This window comes from Mesorhizobium sp. 113-3-9 (assembly GCF_016756515.1).
Classification (GTDB): Bacteria; Pseudomonadota; Alphaproteobacteria; order Rhizobiales; family Rhizobiaceae; genus Mesorhizobium.
In genome coordinates, this window is the sequence record NZ_AP023246.1 from 2,303,450 (window position 1) to 2,319,623 (window position 16,174).

Genomic DNA, 16,174 nt, shown 5'->3' on the forward strand with positions numbered 1-16,174 from the left:
CCGCTACGCCGTTCGCGACAGAGCACTGCAGACGAGAAACCCCGCTGTTGCCGCGATAGCGGTGAGCACGGTTCCCCAAAAGATATCCGCGATGGTGACCGCGACGGGCCAGTTCCTCAGCGTCGCCTGGTTGGTCAGATCGTAGGTGGCGTAGGCGCAGAAGCCGAACACAGCGCCGTGCACCGCCGCGGTCGCCCACGATCCGGTCTGCAAGGCTGGCTGCACCGCGAAATAGACCGCGCCGCCAATGTAGATGATGTAGAAAAGTGCTGCCGCCTTGACGTCGAAACTGTCGAGCAGGATCGGCCCCAGCAACGGCTTGTAAAGCCGGCTGGCCATCACCGACAGCCAGACGGCGTCGACACACAGGAACACGATCGCCGTCGTCAGATAGGCGATGCCGTAGGTCTTGATCATTTTCGCTCCCGAATTCGCGCTGGCTGTCGTTCAGCAACGGTTTTTATCGGCGATAGTTTCGAGGGGACGAAACTCACTCTGCCTGTCGACCGTACCTTCGCAAACAGATGACAGGGTGAGTGATGAACCGACTGGCAGCGGCGGCAGCTCTGGTAATTTGCGTCCCGCTCTGCGGATCGGCGTTTGCGGCATCGGCGCCTGACCCCAGCGGCACGTGGAATCGCGGTGATGGCAATGCGAAGGTCCGGATCGCTCCATGCGGCTCGAACATCTGCGCGACCAATGTCTGGATCAGGGATACCAGCGGCGGCGAAGCCGTAGGCGACAGGCTTGTGATGACGCTGCGGCCGAAGTCCGCCGACACGCTGGCCGGCAAGGCCTTCGATGCAAAACGCGCGCTGACCTATGCGATCCAGCTCAAGGTGGCCGGGCAGAGGCTGGTCACGCGTGGCTGCGTTGCTGGCGGGCTGGTTTGCAAGTCGGTCAACTGGTCTCGCGCCCGCTGACCGTGCGAGCGACCGGTTCAGTTCGGCACCTCTTCACCTCGCGATGAAATAGCTCGACCTCACAGTGAAACTCACGCCGCATCCTCCCGTATCTACAAAGTTACCTCCGGGCGCTGCCAGTGCCTTACAGGATTGATTTCCAACAAGGATTCTCGATGAACATCGTGCCTATCAGTCGTGGTCGTCCGGACGGCAAGAAGAAAATCGCTGTCATCGGTTCAGGGATTTCCGGCGCTGCCGCCGCATGGGCTTTGCATGCGAGCGCAGACGTTACTCTTTACGAGGCATCCCACCGCGCCGGCGGCCATACCGCCACAGTCGACATCGACTATGACGGCACACCGATTTCGGTCGACACCGGCTTCATTGTCTACAATGAGCTGGCCTATCCGGATCTGACCGCGCTGTTTTCGCATCTTGGCGTGGCCACGCATGAGAGCGACATGGGCTTTTCGCTATCGCTCGACGGTGGCAAACTCGAATGGTGCGGCTCGACGCTGCGCACCATATTCGCCCAGAAGCGCAATGTCTTTTCGCCCGGCTTCCTGTGGATGCTGCGCGAAATCCTGCGCTTCAACAAGGCGTGCATCGCCGAGCGCGACTCCGGCACCTTGGGCAACGTCTCGATCGGCGACTATCTTCGCACCCGCGGTTTCTCCGCGGGTTTTCGCGACAATTATCTCATGCCGATGGCGGCGGCGATCTGGTCGACTCCGCGCGCCAAAATGCTGGACTATCCGGCCGCAAGCTTCATCAGCTTCTTCGAGAACCATCGGTTGATCGACAATGATACGCGGCCGATGTGGCGCACGGTGAGCGGCGGTTCCCGCAACTACCTGCAAAAACTCTTGGCGCCCCTCGGGTCGGCTTTGCGCCTGTCATCGCCGGTCAAGACGATGGTGCGCGATGCGTTCGGCATTACTGTCTGGGCCGGCAATGACACGCCGGAGCGCTTCGACAATGTCATCATTGCCGGCCACAGCGACCAGGCACTTGCCATGCTCGGCGATGTATCGAGCGTCGAAGAATCGATCCTGTCAGCAATACCGTATCGGCCCAACCGGGTCGTACTGCACAGAGATCCCCGCCTGATGCCGAAGCGGCGGGCCGCCTGGGCGGCCTGGAATTATCTGCGCTGCTCTTGTGACGGTGCAGAACCGGAGGTGTCGGTCACCTACTGGATGAACCGCCTGCAAGGGATCGATGCCGCAAAGCCGCTCTTCGTTTCACTCAATCCGGTCGTCGAGCCGCGACCGGAACTGGTCTTCGGCGAATGGATGTTCGACCATCCCCAATACGATGCTCGCGCCTTGTCCGCGCAAGCCCGCCTCGATGACATCCAGGGCGCGCGCGGCACCTATTTCGCCGGTGCATGGACCGGCCACGGCTTTCATGAAGACGGTTTACGGTCGGGCCTTAACGCGGCGATTGCGCTTGGTGCTGAAGTGCCGTGGCGGCGCGGCGTGGAGGCTTCGCCCAAGGCGCTCATGGCTGCGGAATAAAGGCCTTTTGCGAGCTATGGAGCAACGCGTCACCACCCTGGAGCAAAATGGTCCGCCGCCACTGGCGGCGGGCGTGCTCTATCCGGGTGAGGTCATGCATGCCCGACTGAAGCCGTTCGGCCACCGCTTTGTCTATCGCGTGTTCTCATTGCTGGTCGACATAGACAGGCTACCCGAACTCGGCCGCATGACATGGCTGCTGGGGGTCAACCGGCCCGGCCCAGCCTCTTTCCGTGAGAGTGACCACGTCGGGATCCCAGGCGAAACCCTTCGGGTTTTCGCCGACAGGCTGCTTGCCGATGCAGGCCTTGGCAAGCCGGCTGCGCGTGTGTTGTTGCTCGCCTATCCCCGCATCTTCGGCTACGTCTTCAATCCGATCTCGGTCTATTTCTGCTACGACGAGGCCGGCGCGCTGATCGCCTTGATCTATGCCGTGCGCAATACCTTCGGCGGGCGGCATTTCTACGTCGCGCCGATCATGTGCGGCGAACTCGGCCCCGGAGGGGTGCGCCAGACAAAAGCCAAGCTCTTTCACGTCTCGCCCTTCATCGGCATGGATGCGCGCTATCATTTTCGCATCCTGCCGCCCGGCAGGGCGGTCAGGCTTCGCATCCATGAGACTGAAAATGGCGAGCCATTGCTGTCGGCGACCTTTGCCGGAAGCGCGCGCCCGCTTGCCACGCTGAACCTTTGCGCATGCCTGATCAAGTTTCCGCTGATGACCTTGAAAATCATTTTCGGCATTCACTGGGAGGCACTGAAATTGTGGCTGAAAGGCGCACGGTTTCATCCGAGCCCTGAAACCCCGAAGGTTGCCGAGCCACAAGCGGATGTTTCGTTGCGAACCTAGACCGCCCGCAGTGAACATCCGTTGCCTGCGTCGAGCGCAAAACGTTCGCAGCGCTCGCCGTCGGACTCATCGATGAAGCTTTCGATATGTTTGAAGCCGAGCTTTGCCAATATTCGCAGCGACGCGAAATTGCGCGTCGCCGCCTCTGCCGTCACCTGTTCGAGCTCCAGGGTTTCAAAGGCGTAGCGCAGGACTTCGCGCGCCGCCTCGCTGCCCAGTCCGTGCCCCCAATGCGCACGCGCCAGCACAAATCCCAATGCGGCTGCCCTGGCGCCGGTTGCGTCGAAGGACAGGGTTATCGTTCCGATCGCGTCCGATACTCCTGTTTGGTCCATGGACCACTGGATCGCCTTGCCGTCGGCGAACCGCTGACGCGAACGGGCGAACCATCGCTCGCCCGCGTCTATGTCGTCGGGAACGGGATCGCCGGCCAGAGAGGCGGATTCGACATCCGTCGCGCGCGCGAACCATGCCGGGATATCGCTTTCGCTCGGCGCCCGAAGCACGAGCCTTGGTGTCGTGAGCCTGGGAAATCGGACTGCTTCCATGGGGGCATTTTTGACCTGAGGCCGCGCCAATGCAACGGTGCCGGCAGACCGCACCGGTGGAAATGCGAAACGCAACCTTGTTCGACGAACCAGGACGGTTGCCCGAGGACAATCGGGTCCTCGCCAAATTCCCTCAGCTACTCCTCGCCCCGCTTCTGCGCGATCAAATCAAGCCGCTCGCGGTCGGAGCGTTCGCGTTCGTCGCGGTTGCGCACATCCTTGTAGGCACGCTCGACCATATTGGTGCGCGCATTTGCCGTGGCGATAAGGCCGACCTCCTGCCTGGCGCTCTCCAGGCTCTTCTCCTGGCGTACCACCGCCTGCGCGATGCGGCGATGATAGAGATCGGGGAACAGACCGGAGAGGGAATTGTCCTGGTCGAAATGGCCGATCAATTCCCTGGCCTCGGCCTCGGCGGCGTTTGCCGCGGCCAGGAAGGTGGCGTGGCGGGTCTCGTGCAGCGCCTTCAGCTGCTCCTGCACCTTGACCAGTTTCCGCAGGCGGTCCTTGCGCGTGCTCATGTCACCTCGCCAGAGTCAAGTCGACGAAGCCGTCGACGAACAGCGACAGCATGGTGCCGACGGCGAAATAGAAGATGATCATGCCGCCGGCGATGACGAAGGGCTGGGAGATGAAATAGATCGGGATCTGCGGGGTCAGCTTGTTGACGAAGCCGATCGTCAGATTGACCAGAATGGCATAGGCGACAAACGGGCTGCCGAGGCGGATGACCAGGAAGAAGGTGTCCGACACGGTGTCGGTGATGTCGACGAGCGCTGCCTGGGGGTTGAAGAAGACGTTGACCGGCGCGACCGTGTAGGACGCCACCAGGGCGCGCACGATCTCATGGTCGAAATCGAAGACGAACAGCATCAGCAGCGCCGAGAACGAGATGATCGCGGCAAGGGCGGCCTGCGGTTCCGGTTCCTCGATCGCCGGTCCGCCCGAGCCGCCATAGCCGATCAGCATGGCGATGGCCGAGCCCATGAAGCGCAGCGCCTCCATGTAGAGCCTGGTCATGGCACCGATCAGCCCGCCGACCAGAAGTTCCGAGATGATCATCGGCACCAGGATCTGCGGGCGCGGATCGACGAAGGGAATGATGCGGTCCCACAGGAAGGCGAGCAGGCCGCCAGTGGCAGCGACCGCCACGAACAGCCGGACCTGGACCGGCACGCGGGCGCTGGACAGGCCCGGCATCAGCATGAAGCAGGCGCCGATGCGGCAGAAGGCCAGGAACGCCGCGATGACGACGCTCTGCGAGAGAACGCTCACGATATGGTTCCGAGCACCTTGATCTCGACGCCCTTGGCGATTTCGACGTGAGAGAGCACCGGCAGCGTGGTGAACAGGCGTTCGATGATCATGCGCACATAGGGGCGGGCGTCCGGGGCGGTGACAAGGACGAAGCGCTCGCCGGCCTCGAGGAATTTCTTGATCGCCTTGGTGGCGTCCTGGCCGAATTCCTCGAGCTGGCGCGGATCGATGTCGAACTCGCGCACCTCGCCCTTGGCGTCGCGCTTGAGGCTTTGGTGGAAGGCGAGGTCCCAGCGGTTGCCGAGGCGCAGCACCTTGAGCACGCCGCCTTCCGAAAGGTCGCCGCAGATCTGCTGCGCCATGCGGATGCGCACATGTTCGACGATCTGCTCGGTGCGGCGCACATGCGGCGCGATCTCGGCGATGGCCTCGATGATCAGGTGCAGGTTGCGGATCGAGACGCGCTCGGCGAGCAGCAGCTTCAGCACCGCCTGCAGGCCGGGATAGGAGATGTGCGTGGTGCAGATCTCATCGGCGAGCTTGCGGTACTCCTGGTCCTGGCGTTCGAGCAGGGCCTTCATGTCCTTGTAGGACAGGAGCTGCGGCAGGTTGTTGCGGATGACTTCGGAAAGATGCGTGAGCAGCACCGACATGTTGTCGGCGAAGGTGTAGTTCTCGCGCTTCAAGTCCTCGGCGAAGGTTTCCATGACGGAATAGGCGCGCATGCCGAAGGCCGGCTCGCGGATTTCTTCGCCGGGTATTTCGGGCACGTCGCGGCTGCCGAGCAGCACCATGATCTCACCGACGCGCATCGAATATTCGGCCACCACCGTGCCGTGCACCTTGATCTGGTAACTCTTCGGCGGAATGGCGAAGTCGTCGGCGACGCGCACTTCCGGCACGACGAAGCCGTATTGCTGGGCGAATTTCTTGCGCATCTTGGCCATGCGGAAGACCAGCTCCTGATGCGAGACCAGGAGCCGGGTCGACAGCTGCTTGCCGATCAGCAGTTCGATCTCGGCGGTGGCGAGCGAAGCCTTGACCGAGTTCTTCTCTTCCTCGGCCTTGGACACCTTCTCCTGGGCCTTCAGCGCCTCGGCCTCGGCGACTGCCCGGTTGGCGCGCAGCGGAATGATGTAGCCGAGGCCGGCCATGCCGCCGGCCAACGCGAAGAATGGAAACAGCGGCAGGCCGGGCATCAGGCCGAGCAACACCAGCAGCGCCGCCGCGACGTAAAGCGCGCGCGGATGGGCGCCGAGCTGGCCGAACACGGCCTGGTTGGTCGAGCCGCGGGTGCCGCCCTTGGAAACCAGCAGGCCGGCGGCGAGCGAGACGATCAGCGCCGGAATCTGGGTGACCAGGCCGTCGCCGACCGACAGCTTGATGAACACATCGGCGGCCTCGCCCATGCCCATGCCGTGCCTGATGTAGCCGATGGCGATGCCGCCGACGATGTTGATGGCGGTGATGATAAGACCGGCGATGGCGTCGCCGCGCACGAATTTCGAGGCGCCGTCCATCGAGCCGAAGAAGGAGGATTCCTCTTCCAGTTCGCGGCGGCGCAACTGCGCGGTCTTGTCGTCGATCATGCCGGCGGAGAGATCGGCGTCGATCGACATCTGCTTGCCGGGGATGGCGTCGAGGGTGAAGCGGGCGCCGACCTCGGCGATACGCGTGGCACCCTTGGTGATGACGATGAAGTTCACCACGATCAGGATCATGAAGACGATGAGGCCGATGACGAAGTCGCTGGCCATTACCAGCTTGGAGAAACCGGCAATCACGTATCCGGCCGCATGCGTGCCCTCATTGCCATGCGACAGGATCATGCGCGTGGTGGCGATGTTGAGCGATAGCCGCAGCATGGTGGCGATCAGCAGCACGGTCGGGAACGAGGAGAAATCGAGCGGCCGCTGGATCCACAGCGCGACCATCAGGATCAGCACCGAAAGCGCGATCGAGAAAGCGAGACCGATGTCGATGAGGAAGGCCGGGATCGGCAGGAACAGCACGGCCAGGATGATGACGATGCCGAGCGCGAAGAAGATGTCGCGGCCGTTCTTGGCCACCGCGCCGGGCTGGATGCTTTCGCTGATCGCCATTTAAGTCCTCGAACCATAGGCTGCCGCGCATACGACAGCCCGGCGAGGGTAGCTGGCCAAGCTTGCGCGAGGGTGGGAGACCTTGTTTTATGCATCTCGTCTTCCCAAAACCGCGGCCACTTTCGAGCGACATGCAGTAGGCGGATAGACCATCTCGCAAGAAGGAAAGCCCATGCTGCTGATCATCGGCACGATCCGTCTGCCGCCCAACAGGTTCGAGGAGGCAAGGTCCGCGATGGAGCGCATGATCTCGGGCAGCCATGCCGAGACTGGCTGCCTCGAATACTCCTATGCCCGGGATGTGCTCGACGCGGGGCTGATCCGAGTCACGGAGGTGTGGCGTGACAAGGCGGCGCTCGATGCGCATTTCCGCTCGCCGCACATCGCCGAGTGGCGTTCGAGCTGGCCGGCGCTTGGCATAGGCGAGCGCAACCTCGTGCTCTACGAAGCCGGCGAGCCGATGACAACCTGATCGGCCGCCGCTCGACAATCGTCAGCCGCCGGCAAACGATCAGGGCACGGATGTGTCAGCCATGGCGACGCCGACCAGCCAGCGCCTGACGGCTCTTTCGTCCTCGGACGACAGGCCTTCCGTCAGTTCGCGCTCGATGGCATGCACCCGCTCGCGGCATTCCCGCAGCAGCGCCTGTCCGCTGTCGCTGAGCTCGATATGCTGGATGCGGCCATGGACGGCATGCGGCCTGCGCACCAGCGAACCGGCCCGTTCGAGATTGGCGACGATGACGCTGAGCGTTTGCGGGGTGAGCAGCGCCAACCGGGCCAGATCGGCGTTGGAGAGGCCGGGATAGGCGCCAAGCATGGTCAGCGTGGCAAATTGCGGCTGCGTCACGCCGAGATCGGCCAGCGCCCTGTCAACCCTCAGCCGATGCGCGCCGGCGGCCTGCCGCAGGAGATAGCCGAGATAGCCTTCCTCGCCGCGCTTGCCTTCGCCCGGAGCCGGAACTGTCGGATTTGCCTTGCGCATCATATCAGAGCTCTTATATGTTGTTCGTGTGCTGATACTACGACGATGTGGAGTTCATGACGATGGGGCATCGAATTTTCCTTGCCGGCGCTTCTGGCGCCGTCGGGCAGCGGCTGATCCCGCAGCTTCTGGCCGCCGGCCATCATGTGACGGGTACCACGCGCAGTCCTGACAAGGCCGCGACACTGCGTGCCCTCGGCGTCGAATCGGTGATCGTGGATGTCTTCGATGCCGAGGCCCTGTCGCGCTGCATGCTTGCCGCCCGGCCGGACATCGTCGTCCATCAATTGACCGACCTGCCGCCAGGGCTGGATCCGAGCCGGATGGGCGCGGCGGTCGTTCGCAATGCCCGCATCCGCGAGGAGGGTACCCGCAATCTGGTCGCGGCGGCCGCCGCGTTCGGCGCCCGGCGCATGGTCGCCCAAAGCATCGCCTGGGCCTATGCGCCAGGACCAGAGCCGCATGGCGAAGCCGACCCGCTGGACGGCGGGGCGAGCGGCAGTCGCGGCATCAGCGTCGGTGGCGTCATCGCCTTGGAAAAGGCTGTTCTCAACGCACCATTCGCCGGCGTCGTCCTGCGATATGGCCAGCTCTATGGACCGGGAACGGGAACCGATGCGGCTACCGGCGCCTCGCCTGTGCATGTCGATGCTGCTGCCCATGCGGCGCTGCTCGCACTCGAAAAGGGCGCGCCCGGCGTCTTCAACGTGGCGGAACCCAACCAGGCTGTCTCGACGCAAAGGGCGGTCGAGGAGCTGGGTTGGCGTGCTGATTTCCGTTTGCCCGCCTGAATCGGAGATATCGAGATGATCGGCAATCGAGCTCGTCCGCGCGCCGGCGAATTTGTCATCGCGGCCAGCGCTGTCGGGGTTTTGTTCGCGCTCGCGGCAAAGTGGGCCGGCCCCGGTTTCACAGGCATCGTGCCGAAAGGCATGGAAATGCATGTGCAGATGGCAAATGCCGATGTGAACGGTGTTGCCGGGGCGCGGCCAAAGACGGTCGTCACGCCGGTCTCCTGCGAAAAACTGCCTGACGTGCCGGGCAAGTCGATCACCACGGTGATCGTGGCATTTCCACCAAACGGTTTTACGCCTCGTCACCGGCATCCGGGCTCGGTCAGCGCCTTCGTCCTGAAGGGCACGCTGCGCTCGCAGCTGGAAGGCAGCCCGGCCGCGGTCTTCACCAAGGGACAGACATGGTTCGAGCCGCCCGGCGCGGTCCATCTCTTCGCCGAGAATGCCAGCACCACCGAGCCCGCCGAACTCTTGGCGACCTTCGTCGCCGATGACGATTGCGGGCCGCTGACCATACCGGACTGACCGCGGAGCCGGCTGCCTCGCGATCAGAAGGCTGCAAGACGAAATCAGCTGGTTTCACGGCCACAATGGCGCCTTTGATGTCGCCATTGTGGTTGTCATGTCGTGCCGCCCGGCGTATCAGGCGGTTCTGCCTTTTGATGTCGGCGAGCCGCCCCGGTGCTTTCCAGAAACCACAGCGAAGTCTACGCCCGCCGGCTGCGCGCGGTGCTTCTGAGATCCATTCCTCTGCTCGAGGCGCGCGGCATTGCCGTGGTCATCCTCGCCGGCGTCGTCGGCGTCATGGCGGGCATACTGGTCACCGCGATGAGCCAGATCGTGCAGGATTTGCACGGGCTCCTGTTCGGCGTCCAACCCGGCGGCCGGCTGTCCGGCATGTTCTCGCTCGCCAATCCGGTTCAGGCGCTGATACCGGCGATCGGCGGCGCGCTGCTCGGGCTGACGGTGATCTGGCTGCGATTGCGTAAATTCCGCACTCCGGTCGATCCGATCGAGGCCAACGCGCTCTATGGCGGGCGCATGTCGCTGACCGATACGTTCATCATCGCCGGCCAGACCATGATCTCCAGCGGCTTCGGCGCGTCGGTCGGACTGGAAGCCGGCTACACGCAGGTCGGGTCCGGCCTGGCATCGCGGCTGGCGCGCATCTTCAGGCTGCGCCGCAACGATGTCCGCGTCCTCGTCGGCTGTGGCGCGGCCGGCGCCATCGCTGCCGCCTTCGATGCGCCGCTGACCGGTGCCTTCTATGGCTTCGAGCTGGTCATCGGCATCTACTCGGTCGCCAATGTCGCGCCGGTCATGACGGCCGCGATCTGCGCTTCGCTGACGGCTGAAATGTTCGGCGGCGTGCCGTTTCCGCTCGAGCTTTCAGGACTGCCGCAACTCACCGCCAGCCAGTACGTGCCGTTCCTGCTGCTCGGGCTGCTCGGCGGCGCCGCTTCGATCGCCATCATGCAGCTGGTGACGCTGATCGAACGTGGTTTCAACAGGCTGTCGGTCGATGCCTCGCTGCGCCCCGTCATCGGCGGCGTCATCGTCGGCCTCCTGGGGCTGATCACGCCGCAGGTCCTGTCCAGCGGCCACGGCGCGCTGCATCGCGAGTTCGCCATGAACTATGGTCTGACCGTGGTGGCCAGCGTCTTCGTGCTGAAATTGGCGGCGTCGGCGATCTCGCTTGGTTCGGGCTTTCGCGGCGGCCTGTTCTTTGCGTCGCTGTTCCTCGGCGCACTGCTCGGCAAGGCTTTCGCCGGCATGATGGCGCTGATCTCGCCGGCAACCGGTATCGACCCTTCGGTCGCCGCCGTCGTCGGCATGACTTCGCTTGCGGTCGGTGTCGTCGGCGGCCCGCTGACGATGACGTTCCTGGCGCTGGAATCGACCCGCGACCTGACACTGACCGGCGTCGTGCTGGCGGCCTCGATCATGGCGGCGATCCTGGTGCGCGAGACATTCGGCTATTCGTTCTCGACATGGCGCTTCCACCTGCGCGGCGAGACGATCCGCAGCGCCCACGATGTCGGCTGGATGCGCAGCCTTACCGTCGGCTCGATGATGCGCAAGGACATCAAGACCATCGATGCCTCGACGACACTGGCCGCCTTCCGCAAGCAGATTCCGCTCGGATCCGGCCAGCGCGTCATCGCCGTCGACCCGGGCGATCAGTATGTCGGCGTGCTGATCGTGGCCGAACTGCACAGCGATCCCTCCGGCGGTGACGTGCCGGTACGCGATCTTGCCCAGTACAAGGATGCGGTTCTGGTGCCCAGCATGAACGTGCAGGCCGCCGCCGAGACGTTCCAGCGCGCCGGCGCCGAGGAACTGGCCGTCGTCGAGGATTTCACCGACCACATCGTGCTCGGGCTGCTGACCGAGGGACATCTCATGCGGCGCTATGCCGAGGAGCTAGAAAAAGCGCGTCGGGACCTGTCCGGCGAGGGGTAGGCTCCCTACGCGTTCCGACGGTCGCGGCTTACTTCAGCCTACAGATCATCCCAGCTTGCAAGCCTGGCCCAGCCATTGGCGAGGTCCTGGCGCCACGCGTGGCTTGCCAGTTGTGCAGTGGTACTGTACACATTGTTAAGTGAAGCGAGGAGATAGCATGCGCAAGGCCTCTGGCGCGGCTTCGGTAAAGACGGGCGACGCGCCCGCCGCGACCCATGCACATGAAGTGCTGGGCATGCGCCTCAAGAGCCTTCGCCTCGCCCGCAGGTTGTCATTGCGGGAGCTTGCGGAGGCGACTGGAACCAGCGCCAGTTTCATCAGCCAGCTCGAACGCGGCCTGACCGGGGCCAGCACCGCATCGCTCAACCAGATGGCTTCGGCGCTTGGCGTCAGCGTCGCCATGTTGTTCGAGGAAAGCGCGGCGCAAAACCATGGCGTCCTGAGACGAAGCGAGCGGCCGAGCCTGCCGCCCAGCGACGGCTGCCGCAAGATGCTGTTATCGCGCCCGCCGCTGAGCGACATGGAAGTCTATGTCGGCGAATTCGACATTGGCGGTTCGACCGGGCCCGATCGCTACACTCATGGCGACGCGCACGAGATGCTCGTCGTGCTGCGCGGGATCGTCGAGGTCTCGCTGGGTGAGGCGCGCCACGTGCTCGAGGAGGGCGACAGCATCGAATACACGACGTCGACACCGCATCGCTCAGAGAACATCGGCAGTGGCCGAGCCGAAGTGATGTGGATCATCGCGCCGCCGACCTCGGCGCGCGCCGAACTCGAACAATATACGGCCTGGAAACCGCTCGCGGCCAGGTAGTCCGATCAAAACGCGGGCATGAATGGGAGAGTTAGTGTGATGTTTAAATCGAGATTTGCAGGCCTTGGCGCCATTCTGGCGCTTGGCGTTGTGGCCGGCGCGGCCTTTGCGCAGGACAAGCCGGTGGCGGGCGAGGTGAAGGAAGGCTCGCTCAAGGGCAAGACTCTGACGCTCGTTTCCTATGGCGGCATCTACCAGGACGGCCAGGCGGCCGCGCTGAAGGAATTCGCCGACAAGTCCGGCGTCAAGCTGCTCAATGACGGCCCGACCGAGATCGCCAAGTTGCAGGCGCAGGTCGAGTCCGGCAACGTCACCTGGGACGTTGTCGATACCGACGACCTGCCGCCTTACGTCTATTGCGGCAAGCTGTTCCAGAAGCTGGATCTGACCAAGCTCGACGTCTCGAAAATCCCGGAAGGTCAGGTCGGCGAATGCTCGGTGCCGGCGATGAACTACGGCGTCGTGCTGATGTACAACACCGAGAAGTACAAGGATAATCCGCCCAAGAGCTGGGCCGACTTCTTCGACACGGCAAAGTTCCCGGGCGTGCGCGGAATCGACGGCTCCGGCAGCCCGACCGGCGGCTTGCTCGAACAGGCGTTCAAGGTTGCCGGCGGCGACCCGAAGGCAATGACGGTGGCCGATATCGACAAGGCCATCGACGTGGTCCGCAAGCTCGGCCCCGACACGATTTTCTGGAAGACGGGTGCCGAATCGCAGCAGCTCGCCGAATCCGGCGAAGCCGATATGCTGATGATGTGGACCGGCCGCGCCATGACCGCGGTCAAGAACGGCGCCAAATATGCGCCCGCCTGGCAGGATTGGCTGGTGGTGATGGACCAGATGACGATCCCGGTCGGCGTCAAGGACACGGACGCGTCCTATGCGCTGCTCAATGCCTATCTCGGCAAGCATGCCCAGGAAGTCCTGGCGGAGCAGACGTCCTATACGCCGATCAACAGCGACGCGCAGCCCAAGGTCGACGCTTCCGTTGCCGCCTTCCTGACCAATACTCCGGACCGCCAGAAGCAGGGCTACAAGCAGAACTTCAAGTTCTGGGTCCCGAATTTCGCGGTGGCGCAGGAGAAGTGGTCGGCGCTGATGGCCGGCAACTGACCGGCTGACCAAGAAGGCAAGGCCCGTGAGCGCGCACGAACCGACGACGCCATCCGCCCCGAAACGGGCCGGATGGGCATGGCGGCCGTTCGCGCTCACGCTGCCGGCGCTGGTGTTGCTTGCCGCGGTGATAGGTTATCCGCTGCTCACCATCGTGCTGCGCAGCCTGTCGGAACCGCAATGGGGCGTGCAGAATTACGCCTGGTTCTTCGGCGCGCCCATCAATCTCACGGTGCTACAGCGCACTTTCACCATCTCGGCCTGGGTGACGATCGTCTGCGTGATCTGCGCTTACCCTTACGCCTATCTGATGACCGCCGTCGGGCCGCGCGTGCGGCTCGTCCTGGTGCTCTGCGTGCTCATCCCGTTCTGGGTAAGCGGCGTCGTGCGCACGCTCTCCTGGGTGATCCTTTTGCAGGATTCGGGCGTCATCAATTCGCTGCTGCGCGCGGCCGGTTTTGACGGCATCCGGCTGATCCGTACCCAGACCGGCGTGGTGATCGGCATGGCGCAAGTGCTTCTGCCCTTCATGATCCTGCCGCTCTACTCGGTGATGAAGGGCATCGACCTCAGGCTGATGCGGGCTGCGCAAAGCCTCGGCGCGCGACCTTCGCGTGCGTTCTTTACCGTCTACCTGCCGCTGTCGCTGCCCGGCGTCTATGCGGGCGCGATCATCGTGTTCATCCTGGCTCTGGGCTTCTACATCACGCCGGCGCTGCTCGGCGGGCCGCGCTCGACCATGCTGTCGACGCTGGTGCAGACCCAGGTGCTCAGCCTGCTGCAATGGGGCCGCGGCGGTGCCATGGGCGTGGTGCTGCTCGTCACCACGTTCGTGCTTCTGGCGCTCGCGGCACCCGTGATGCGCTCGCGGTACCGAGAAGCGGGACGGAGCTGATGGAGATGAAGCCGCTCACCCGCGTGATCCTCGGCCTCGTCTGCCTGCTGGTGGCGATATGGCTTGTCGCGCCGACGCTGGTCGTGGTGCCGATGTCGTTCAACGAGAACAAGTCGCTCGCCTTCCCGCCGCAAGGCTTCTCCTGGCAGTGGTACCAGAACTTCTTCACCAATCCGGACTGGTCGTCGAGCTTCCTCAACTCGCTGAAGGTCGCCTCCGTGGTGGCGGTGCTGGCCACGGTGCTTGGCACGCTCGCGGCCTTCGGCCTCGATCGCATGAAGGCAGGGCCCGCCAACCTGTTGCGGATGCTGATGCTGACGCCGATGGTGGTGCCGGGCGTGGTGCTGGCCATCGGCATCTACGCCGTCTATCTCGACACCCATCTCGTCGGCACGCTGCTGGGCTTCGTGCTTGCCCACACCATCCTTGCACTTCCCTTCGTGCTGATCGCGGTTTCCGCCAGTCTCGAAGTGTTCGACAGGCGCCTCGAGACGGCGGCGGCAAGCCTCGGCGCGGGAGCGCTGACCGCGTTTCGCACGGTGACGCTGCCGCTGATCCTGCCCGGCATGCTGTCCGGCCTGCTCTTTGCCTTCGCCACCTCTTTCGACGAGATCGTCGTGTCGCTGTTCATCACCAACCCCTATCTCAAGACCTTGCCCGTGCAGATATTCTCCTCCATCACCCGCGACGCCGACCCGACGGTTGCCGCCGTCGGCACGATCCTGCTTTTGGCCACCACGATCCTGATCGGCGGCGGCATGCTTCTTCTTGGCCACGAGCGGAAAGGACGCCCATGAAGCCGGGACAGGAGAGCAAGGGCGCGGCGATCGATCTCGAATCGATCAGCAAGGCCTATGGCGGCTTCAAGGCGCTGGATGGCGTTTCGCTGCGGATCGAGCCCGGCGAGTTCATGACGCTGCTTGGCCCGAGCGGTTCCGGCAAGACCACGACGCTGAACGTCGTGGCCGGCTTTACCGACGTGACCAGTGGCAAGCTGCAGGTCGGCGGCAAGAGCGTGGTCGGCGTGCCGGCGCACAAGCGCAACATCGGCGTTGTCTTCCAGCACTACGCGCTTTTCCCGCATATGAGCGTCGGCCGCAACGTCGCCTATCCGCTGACGCTGCGTGGCGTCGACCCGGCGGAGCGAAAGGCGCGCGTGGCAAGAGCGCTGGACATGGTCAAGATGGGCGACTTCGCGCATCGTTACCCCAGCGAGCTGTCGGGCGGCCAGCAGCAGCGCGTGGCGCTGGCCCGCGCCATCGTCTTCGATCCGCCGCTGCTTTTGATGGACGAGCCGCTCGGCGCCCTCGACAAGAAGCTGCGCGAATGGCTGCAGCTCGAGATCAAGCGCATCCATCGCGAACTCGGCACCACCTTCGTCTATGTGACGCACGACCAGGAGGAGGCGCTGGTCCTGTCGGACCGCATCGCCGTGTTCAATCGCGGGCGGATCGAGCAGGTCGGCACCGGCCGTGAACTCTACGACGAACCGACGACGCTGTTCGTCGGCCGCTTCATCGGCGATTCCACGGTGCTGCGCGGAGAGGCGCGAAGCGACGGCGCAAGCACGGCGCTGACCATCGCCGGCGAGACGGTGACGGCGCCGCGGCGGATGGCGGGCGAAGCCCGTCCGGTCATGTTGCTGCGTCCAGAAAAACTCGTCATCCGTCGGCCAGGCCAGAGCGCTGCGGGCACCACCAACCGGCTGCCGGGGACGATCGCGGAAGCCATCTATCTCGGTTCGGGATCGAAATATGAAGTCAGGCTCGCCGACGGCTCCACGGCGATCGTGCGCTCGCCGCTGACCGGCGACAGTTTTGGCCTGGGCGAGAAGGTGGAGCTTTGCTTCGACGGTGCCGATGCCAAGCTTCTGGCCGATGACAGCACCGCCGACGCGACGCTGACCTGATCATCTTTTTGTT

At 63.9% G+C, this 16,174-nt stretch carries 18 protein-coding genes; 12 read left to right on the top strand and 6 right to left on the bottom strand.

From position 1 onward, the window contains the following. Positions 1–3: 3 nt before the first annotated feature. Positions 4–414 (bottom strand): DUF2177 family protein, encoded by a 411-nt coding sequence (locus tag MesoLj_RS11110; protein WP_181179857.1) that lies wholly within the window; start codon positions 412–414, stop codon positions 4–6. Positions 415–539: 125 nt separating this feature from the next. Between MesoLj_RS11110 and MesoLj_RS11115 the strand changes: the two genes are divergently transcribed. The 3 genes from MesoLj_RS11115 (at position 540) to MesoLj_RS11125 (ending at position 3,275) form a co-directional block, all read left to right on the top strand. Further along, positions 540–923, top strand: a complete 384-nt coding sequence (locus tag MesoLj_RS11115; protein ID WP_202326013.1) for a DUF2147 domain-containing protein — start codon at positions 540–542, stop codon at positions 921–923. A gap of 155 nt (positions 924–1,078) precedes the next feature. Then, positions 1,079–2,425, top strand: coding sequence for an NAD(P)/FAD-dependent oxidoreductase (locus MesoLj_RS11120; RefSeq protein WP_202326014.1), 1,347 nt, complete (start codon positions 1,079–1,081; stop codon positions 2,423–2,425). A gap of 16 nt (positions 2,426–2,441) precedes the next feature. Beyond that, complete coding sequence (locus MesoLj_RS11125) at positions 2,442–3,275, top strand: DUF1365 domain-containing protein (protein ID WP_202326015.1); 834 nt, start codon at positions 2,442–2,444, stop codon at positions 3,273–3,275. Here the strand turns inward: MesoLj_RS11125 and MesoLj_RS11130 are convergent. From MesoLj_RS11130 to flhA, 4 genes are all read right to left on the bottom strand, one after another. Next, positions 3,272–3,781 (bottom strand): GNAT family N-acetyltransferase, encoded by a 510-nt coding sequence (locus tag MesoLj_RS11130; protein WP_244735346.1) that lies wholly within the window; start codon positions 3,779–3,781, stop codon positions 3,272–3,274. The genes MesoLj_RS11125 and MesoLj_RS11130 overlap by 4 nt on opposite strands. A gap of 179 nt (positions 3,782–3,960) precedes the next feature. Further along, complete coding sequence (locus MesoLj_RS11135; RefSeq protein ID WP_202326016.1) at positions 3,961–4,344, bottom strand: hypothetical protein; 384 nt, start codon at positions 4,342–4,344, stop codon at positions 3,961–3,963. A gap of 1 nt (position 4,345) precedes the next feature. Next, entirely contained in the window at positions 4,346–5,098 is a 753-nt protein-coding gene (gene fliR, locus MesoLj_RS11140) for a flagellar biosynthetic protein FliR (RefSeq protein ID WP_140771778.1), read from the bottom strand. Next, positions 5,095–7,182, bottom strand: coding sequence for a flagellar biosynthesis protein FlhA (gene flhA / locus MesoLj_RS11145; RefSeq protein WP_140771776.1), 2,088 nt, complete (start codon positions 7,180–7,182; stop codon positions 5,095–5,097). Before flhA ends, fliR begins: the two co-directional genes overlap by 4 nt. Before the next feature lie 172 nt (positions 7,183–7,354). On the opposite strand from flhA, the gene MesoLj_RS11150 reads away from it, so the two are divergent. Further along, positions 7,355–7,654 carry a putative quinol monooxygenase gene (locus tag MesoLj_RS11150; RefSeq protein WP_202326017.1) on the top strand — a complete coding sequence of 100 codons (300 nt, stop codon included), beginning with the start codon at positions 7,355–7,357 and terminating at the stop codon, positions 7,652–7,654. Positions 7,655–7,693: 39 nt separating this feature from the next. Here MesoLj_RS11150 and MesoLj_RS11155 read toward each other — a convergent pair whose 3' ends face one another. Further along, positions 7,694–8,167, bottom strand: coding sequence for a MarR family winged helix-turn-helix transcriptional regulator (locus tag MesoLj_RS11155; protein WP_202327246.1), 474 nt, complete (start codon positions 8,165–8,167; stop codon positions 7,694–7,696). Positions 8,168–8,229: 62 nt separating this feature from the next. Here MesoLj_RS11155 and MesoLj_RS11160 point away from each other — a divergent pair, with 62 nt between their 5' ends. The 8 genes from MesoLj_RS11160 (at position 8,230) to MesoLj_RS11195 (ending at position 16,161) form a co-directional block, all read left to right on the top strand. Further along, positions 8,230–8,958, top strand: a complete 729-nt coding sequence (locus tag MesoLj_RS11160; RefSeq protein WP_202326018.1) for an NAD-dependent epimerase/dehydratase family protein — start codon at positions 8,230–8,232, stop codon at positions 8,956–8,958. A gap of 15 nt (positions 8,959–8,973) precedes the next feature. Further along, the gene (locus MesoLj_RS11165) at positions 8,974–9,486 is read left to right on the top strand and encodes a cupin domain-containing protein (RefSeq protein ID WP_244735348.1); all 513 of its coding nucleotides are present in this window, start codon (positions 8,974–8,976) and stop codon (positions 9,484–9,486) included. Between the two features lie 156 nt (positions 9,487–9,642). Beyond that, a complete protein-coding gene (locus tag MesoLj_RS11170) occupies positions 9,643–11,424 on the top strand; it encodes a chloride channel protein (RefSeq protein WP_202326019.1) in 1,782 nt (593 codons plus the stop codon). A 157-nt stretch (positions 11,425–11,581) separates the two neighbouring features. Continuing rightward, on the top strand, positions 11,582–12,241 hold the full coding sequence (locus MesoLj_RS11175; RefSeq protein WP_140771765.1) for a helix-turn-helix domain-containing protein: 660 nt from the start codon (positions 11,582–11,584) through the stop codon (positions 12,239–12,241). A 39-nt stretch (positions 12,242–12,280) separates the two neighbouring features. Beyond that, the gene (locus MesoLj_RS11180) at positions 12,281–13,357 is read left to right on the top strand and encodes an extracellular solute-binding protein (RefSeq protein WP_140771763.1); all 1,077 of its coding nucleotides are present in this window, start codon (positions 12,281–12,283) and stop codon (positions 13,355–13,357) included. Positions 13,358–13,382: 25 nt separating this feature from the next. Then, entirely contained in the window at positions 13,383–14,252 is an 870-nt protein-coding gene (locus MesoLj_RS11185) for an ABC transporter permease (RefSeq protein WP_140771761.1), read from the top strand. Continuing rightward, entirely contained in the window at positions 14,252–15,049 is a 798-nt protein-coding gene (locus MesoLj_RS11190; RefSeq protein ID WP_202326020.1) for an ABC transporter permease, read from the top strand. The genes MesoLj_RS11185 and MesoLj_RS11190 overlap by 1 nt, the downstream gene beginning before the upstream one ends. Further along, the gene (locus tag MesoLj_RS11195) at positions 15,046–16,161 is read left to right on the top strand and encodes an ABC transporter ATP-binding protein (protein WP_202326021.1); all 1,116 of its coding nucleotides are present in this window, start codon (positions 15,046–15,048) and stop codon (positions 16,159–16,161) included. The genes MesoLj_RS11190 and MesoLj_RS11195 overlap by 4 nt, the downstream gene beginning before the upstream one ends. Positions 16,162–16,174 lie beyond the last annotated feature (13 nt).

Coding starts and splice junctions, on each gene's coding strand:
- MesoLj_RS11195 (WP_202326021.1), top strand. CDS start 15,046: ATGAAGCCGGGACAGGAGAGCAAGGGCGCGGCGATCGATCTCGAATCG.
- MesoLj_RS11180 (WP_140771763.1), top strand. CDS start 12,281: ATGTTTAAATCGAGATTTGCAGGCCTTGGCGCCATTCTGGCGCTTGGC.
- flhA (WP_140771776.1), bottom strand. CDS start 7,182: ATGGCGATCAGCGAAAGCATCCAGCCCGGCGCGGTGGCCAAGAACGGC.
- MesoLj_RS11155 (WP_202327246.1), bottom strand. CDS start 8,167: ATGCGCAAGGCAAATCCGACAGTTCCGGCTCCGGGCGAAGGCAAGCGC.
- MesoLj_RS11165 (WP_244735348.1), top strand. CDS start 8,974: ATGATCGGCAATCGAGCTCGTCCGCGCGCCGGCGAATTTGTCATCGCG.
- MesoLj_RS11120 (WP_202326014.1), top strand. CDS start 1,079: ATGAACATCGTGCCTATCAGTCGTGGTCGTCCGGACGGCAAGAAGAAA.
- MesoLj_RS11125 (WP_202326015.1), top strand. CDS start 2,442: ATGGAGCAACGCGTCACCACCCTGGAGCAAAATGGTCCGCCGCCACTG.
- MesoLj_RS11175 (WP_140771765.1), top strand. CDS start 11,582: ATGCGCAAGGCCTCTGGCGCGGCTTCGGTAAAGACGGGCGACGCGCCC.
- MesoLj_RS11190 (WP_202326020.1), top strand. CDS start 14,252: ATGGAGATGAAGCCGCTCACCCGCGTGATCCTCGGCCTCGTCTGCCTG.
- MesoLj_RS11135 (WP_202326016.1), bottom strand. CDS start 4,344: ATGAGCACGCGCAAGGACCGCCTGCGGAAACTGGTCAAGGTGCAGGAG.
- MesoLj_RS11115 (WP_202326013.1), top strand. CDS start 540: ATGAACCGACTGGCAGCGGCGGCAGCTCTGGTAATTTGCGTCCCGCTC.
- MesoLj_RS11160 (WP_202326018.1), top strand. CDS start 8,230: ATGGGGCATCGAATTTTCCTTGCCGGCGCTTCTGGCGCCGTCGGGCAG.
- MesoLj_RS11150 (WP_202326017.1), top strand. CDS start 7,355: ATGCTGCTGATCATCGGCACGATCCGTCTGCCGCCCAACAGGTTCGAG.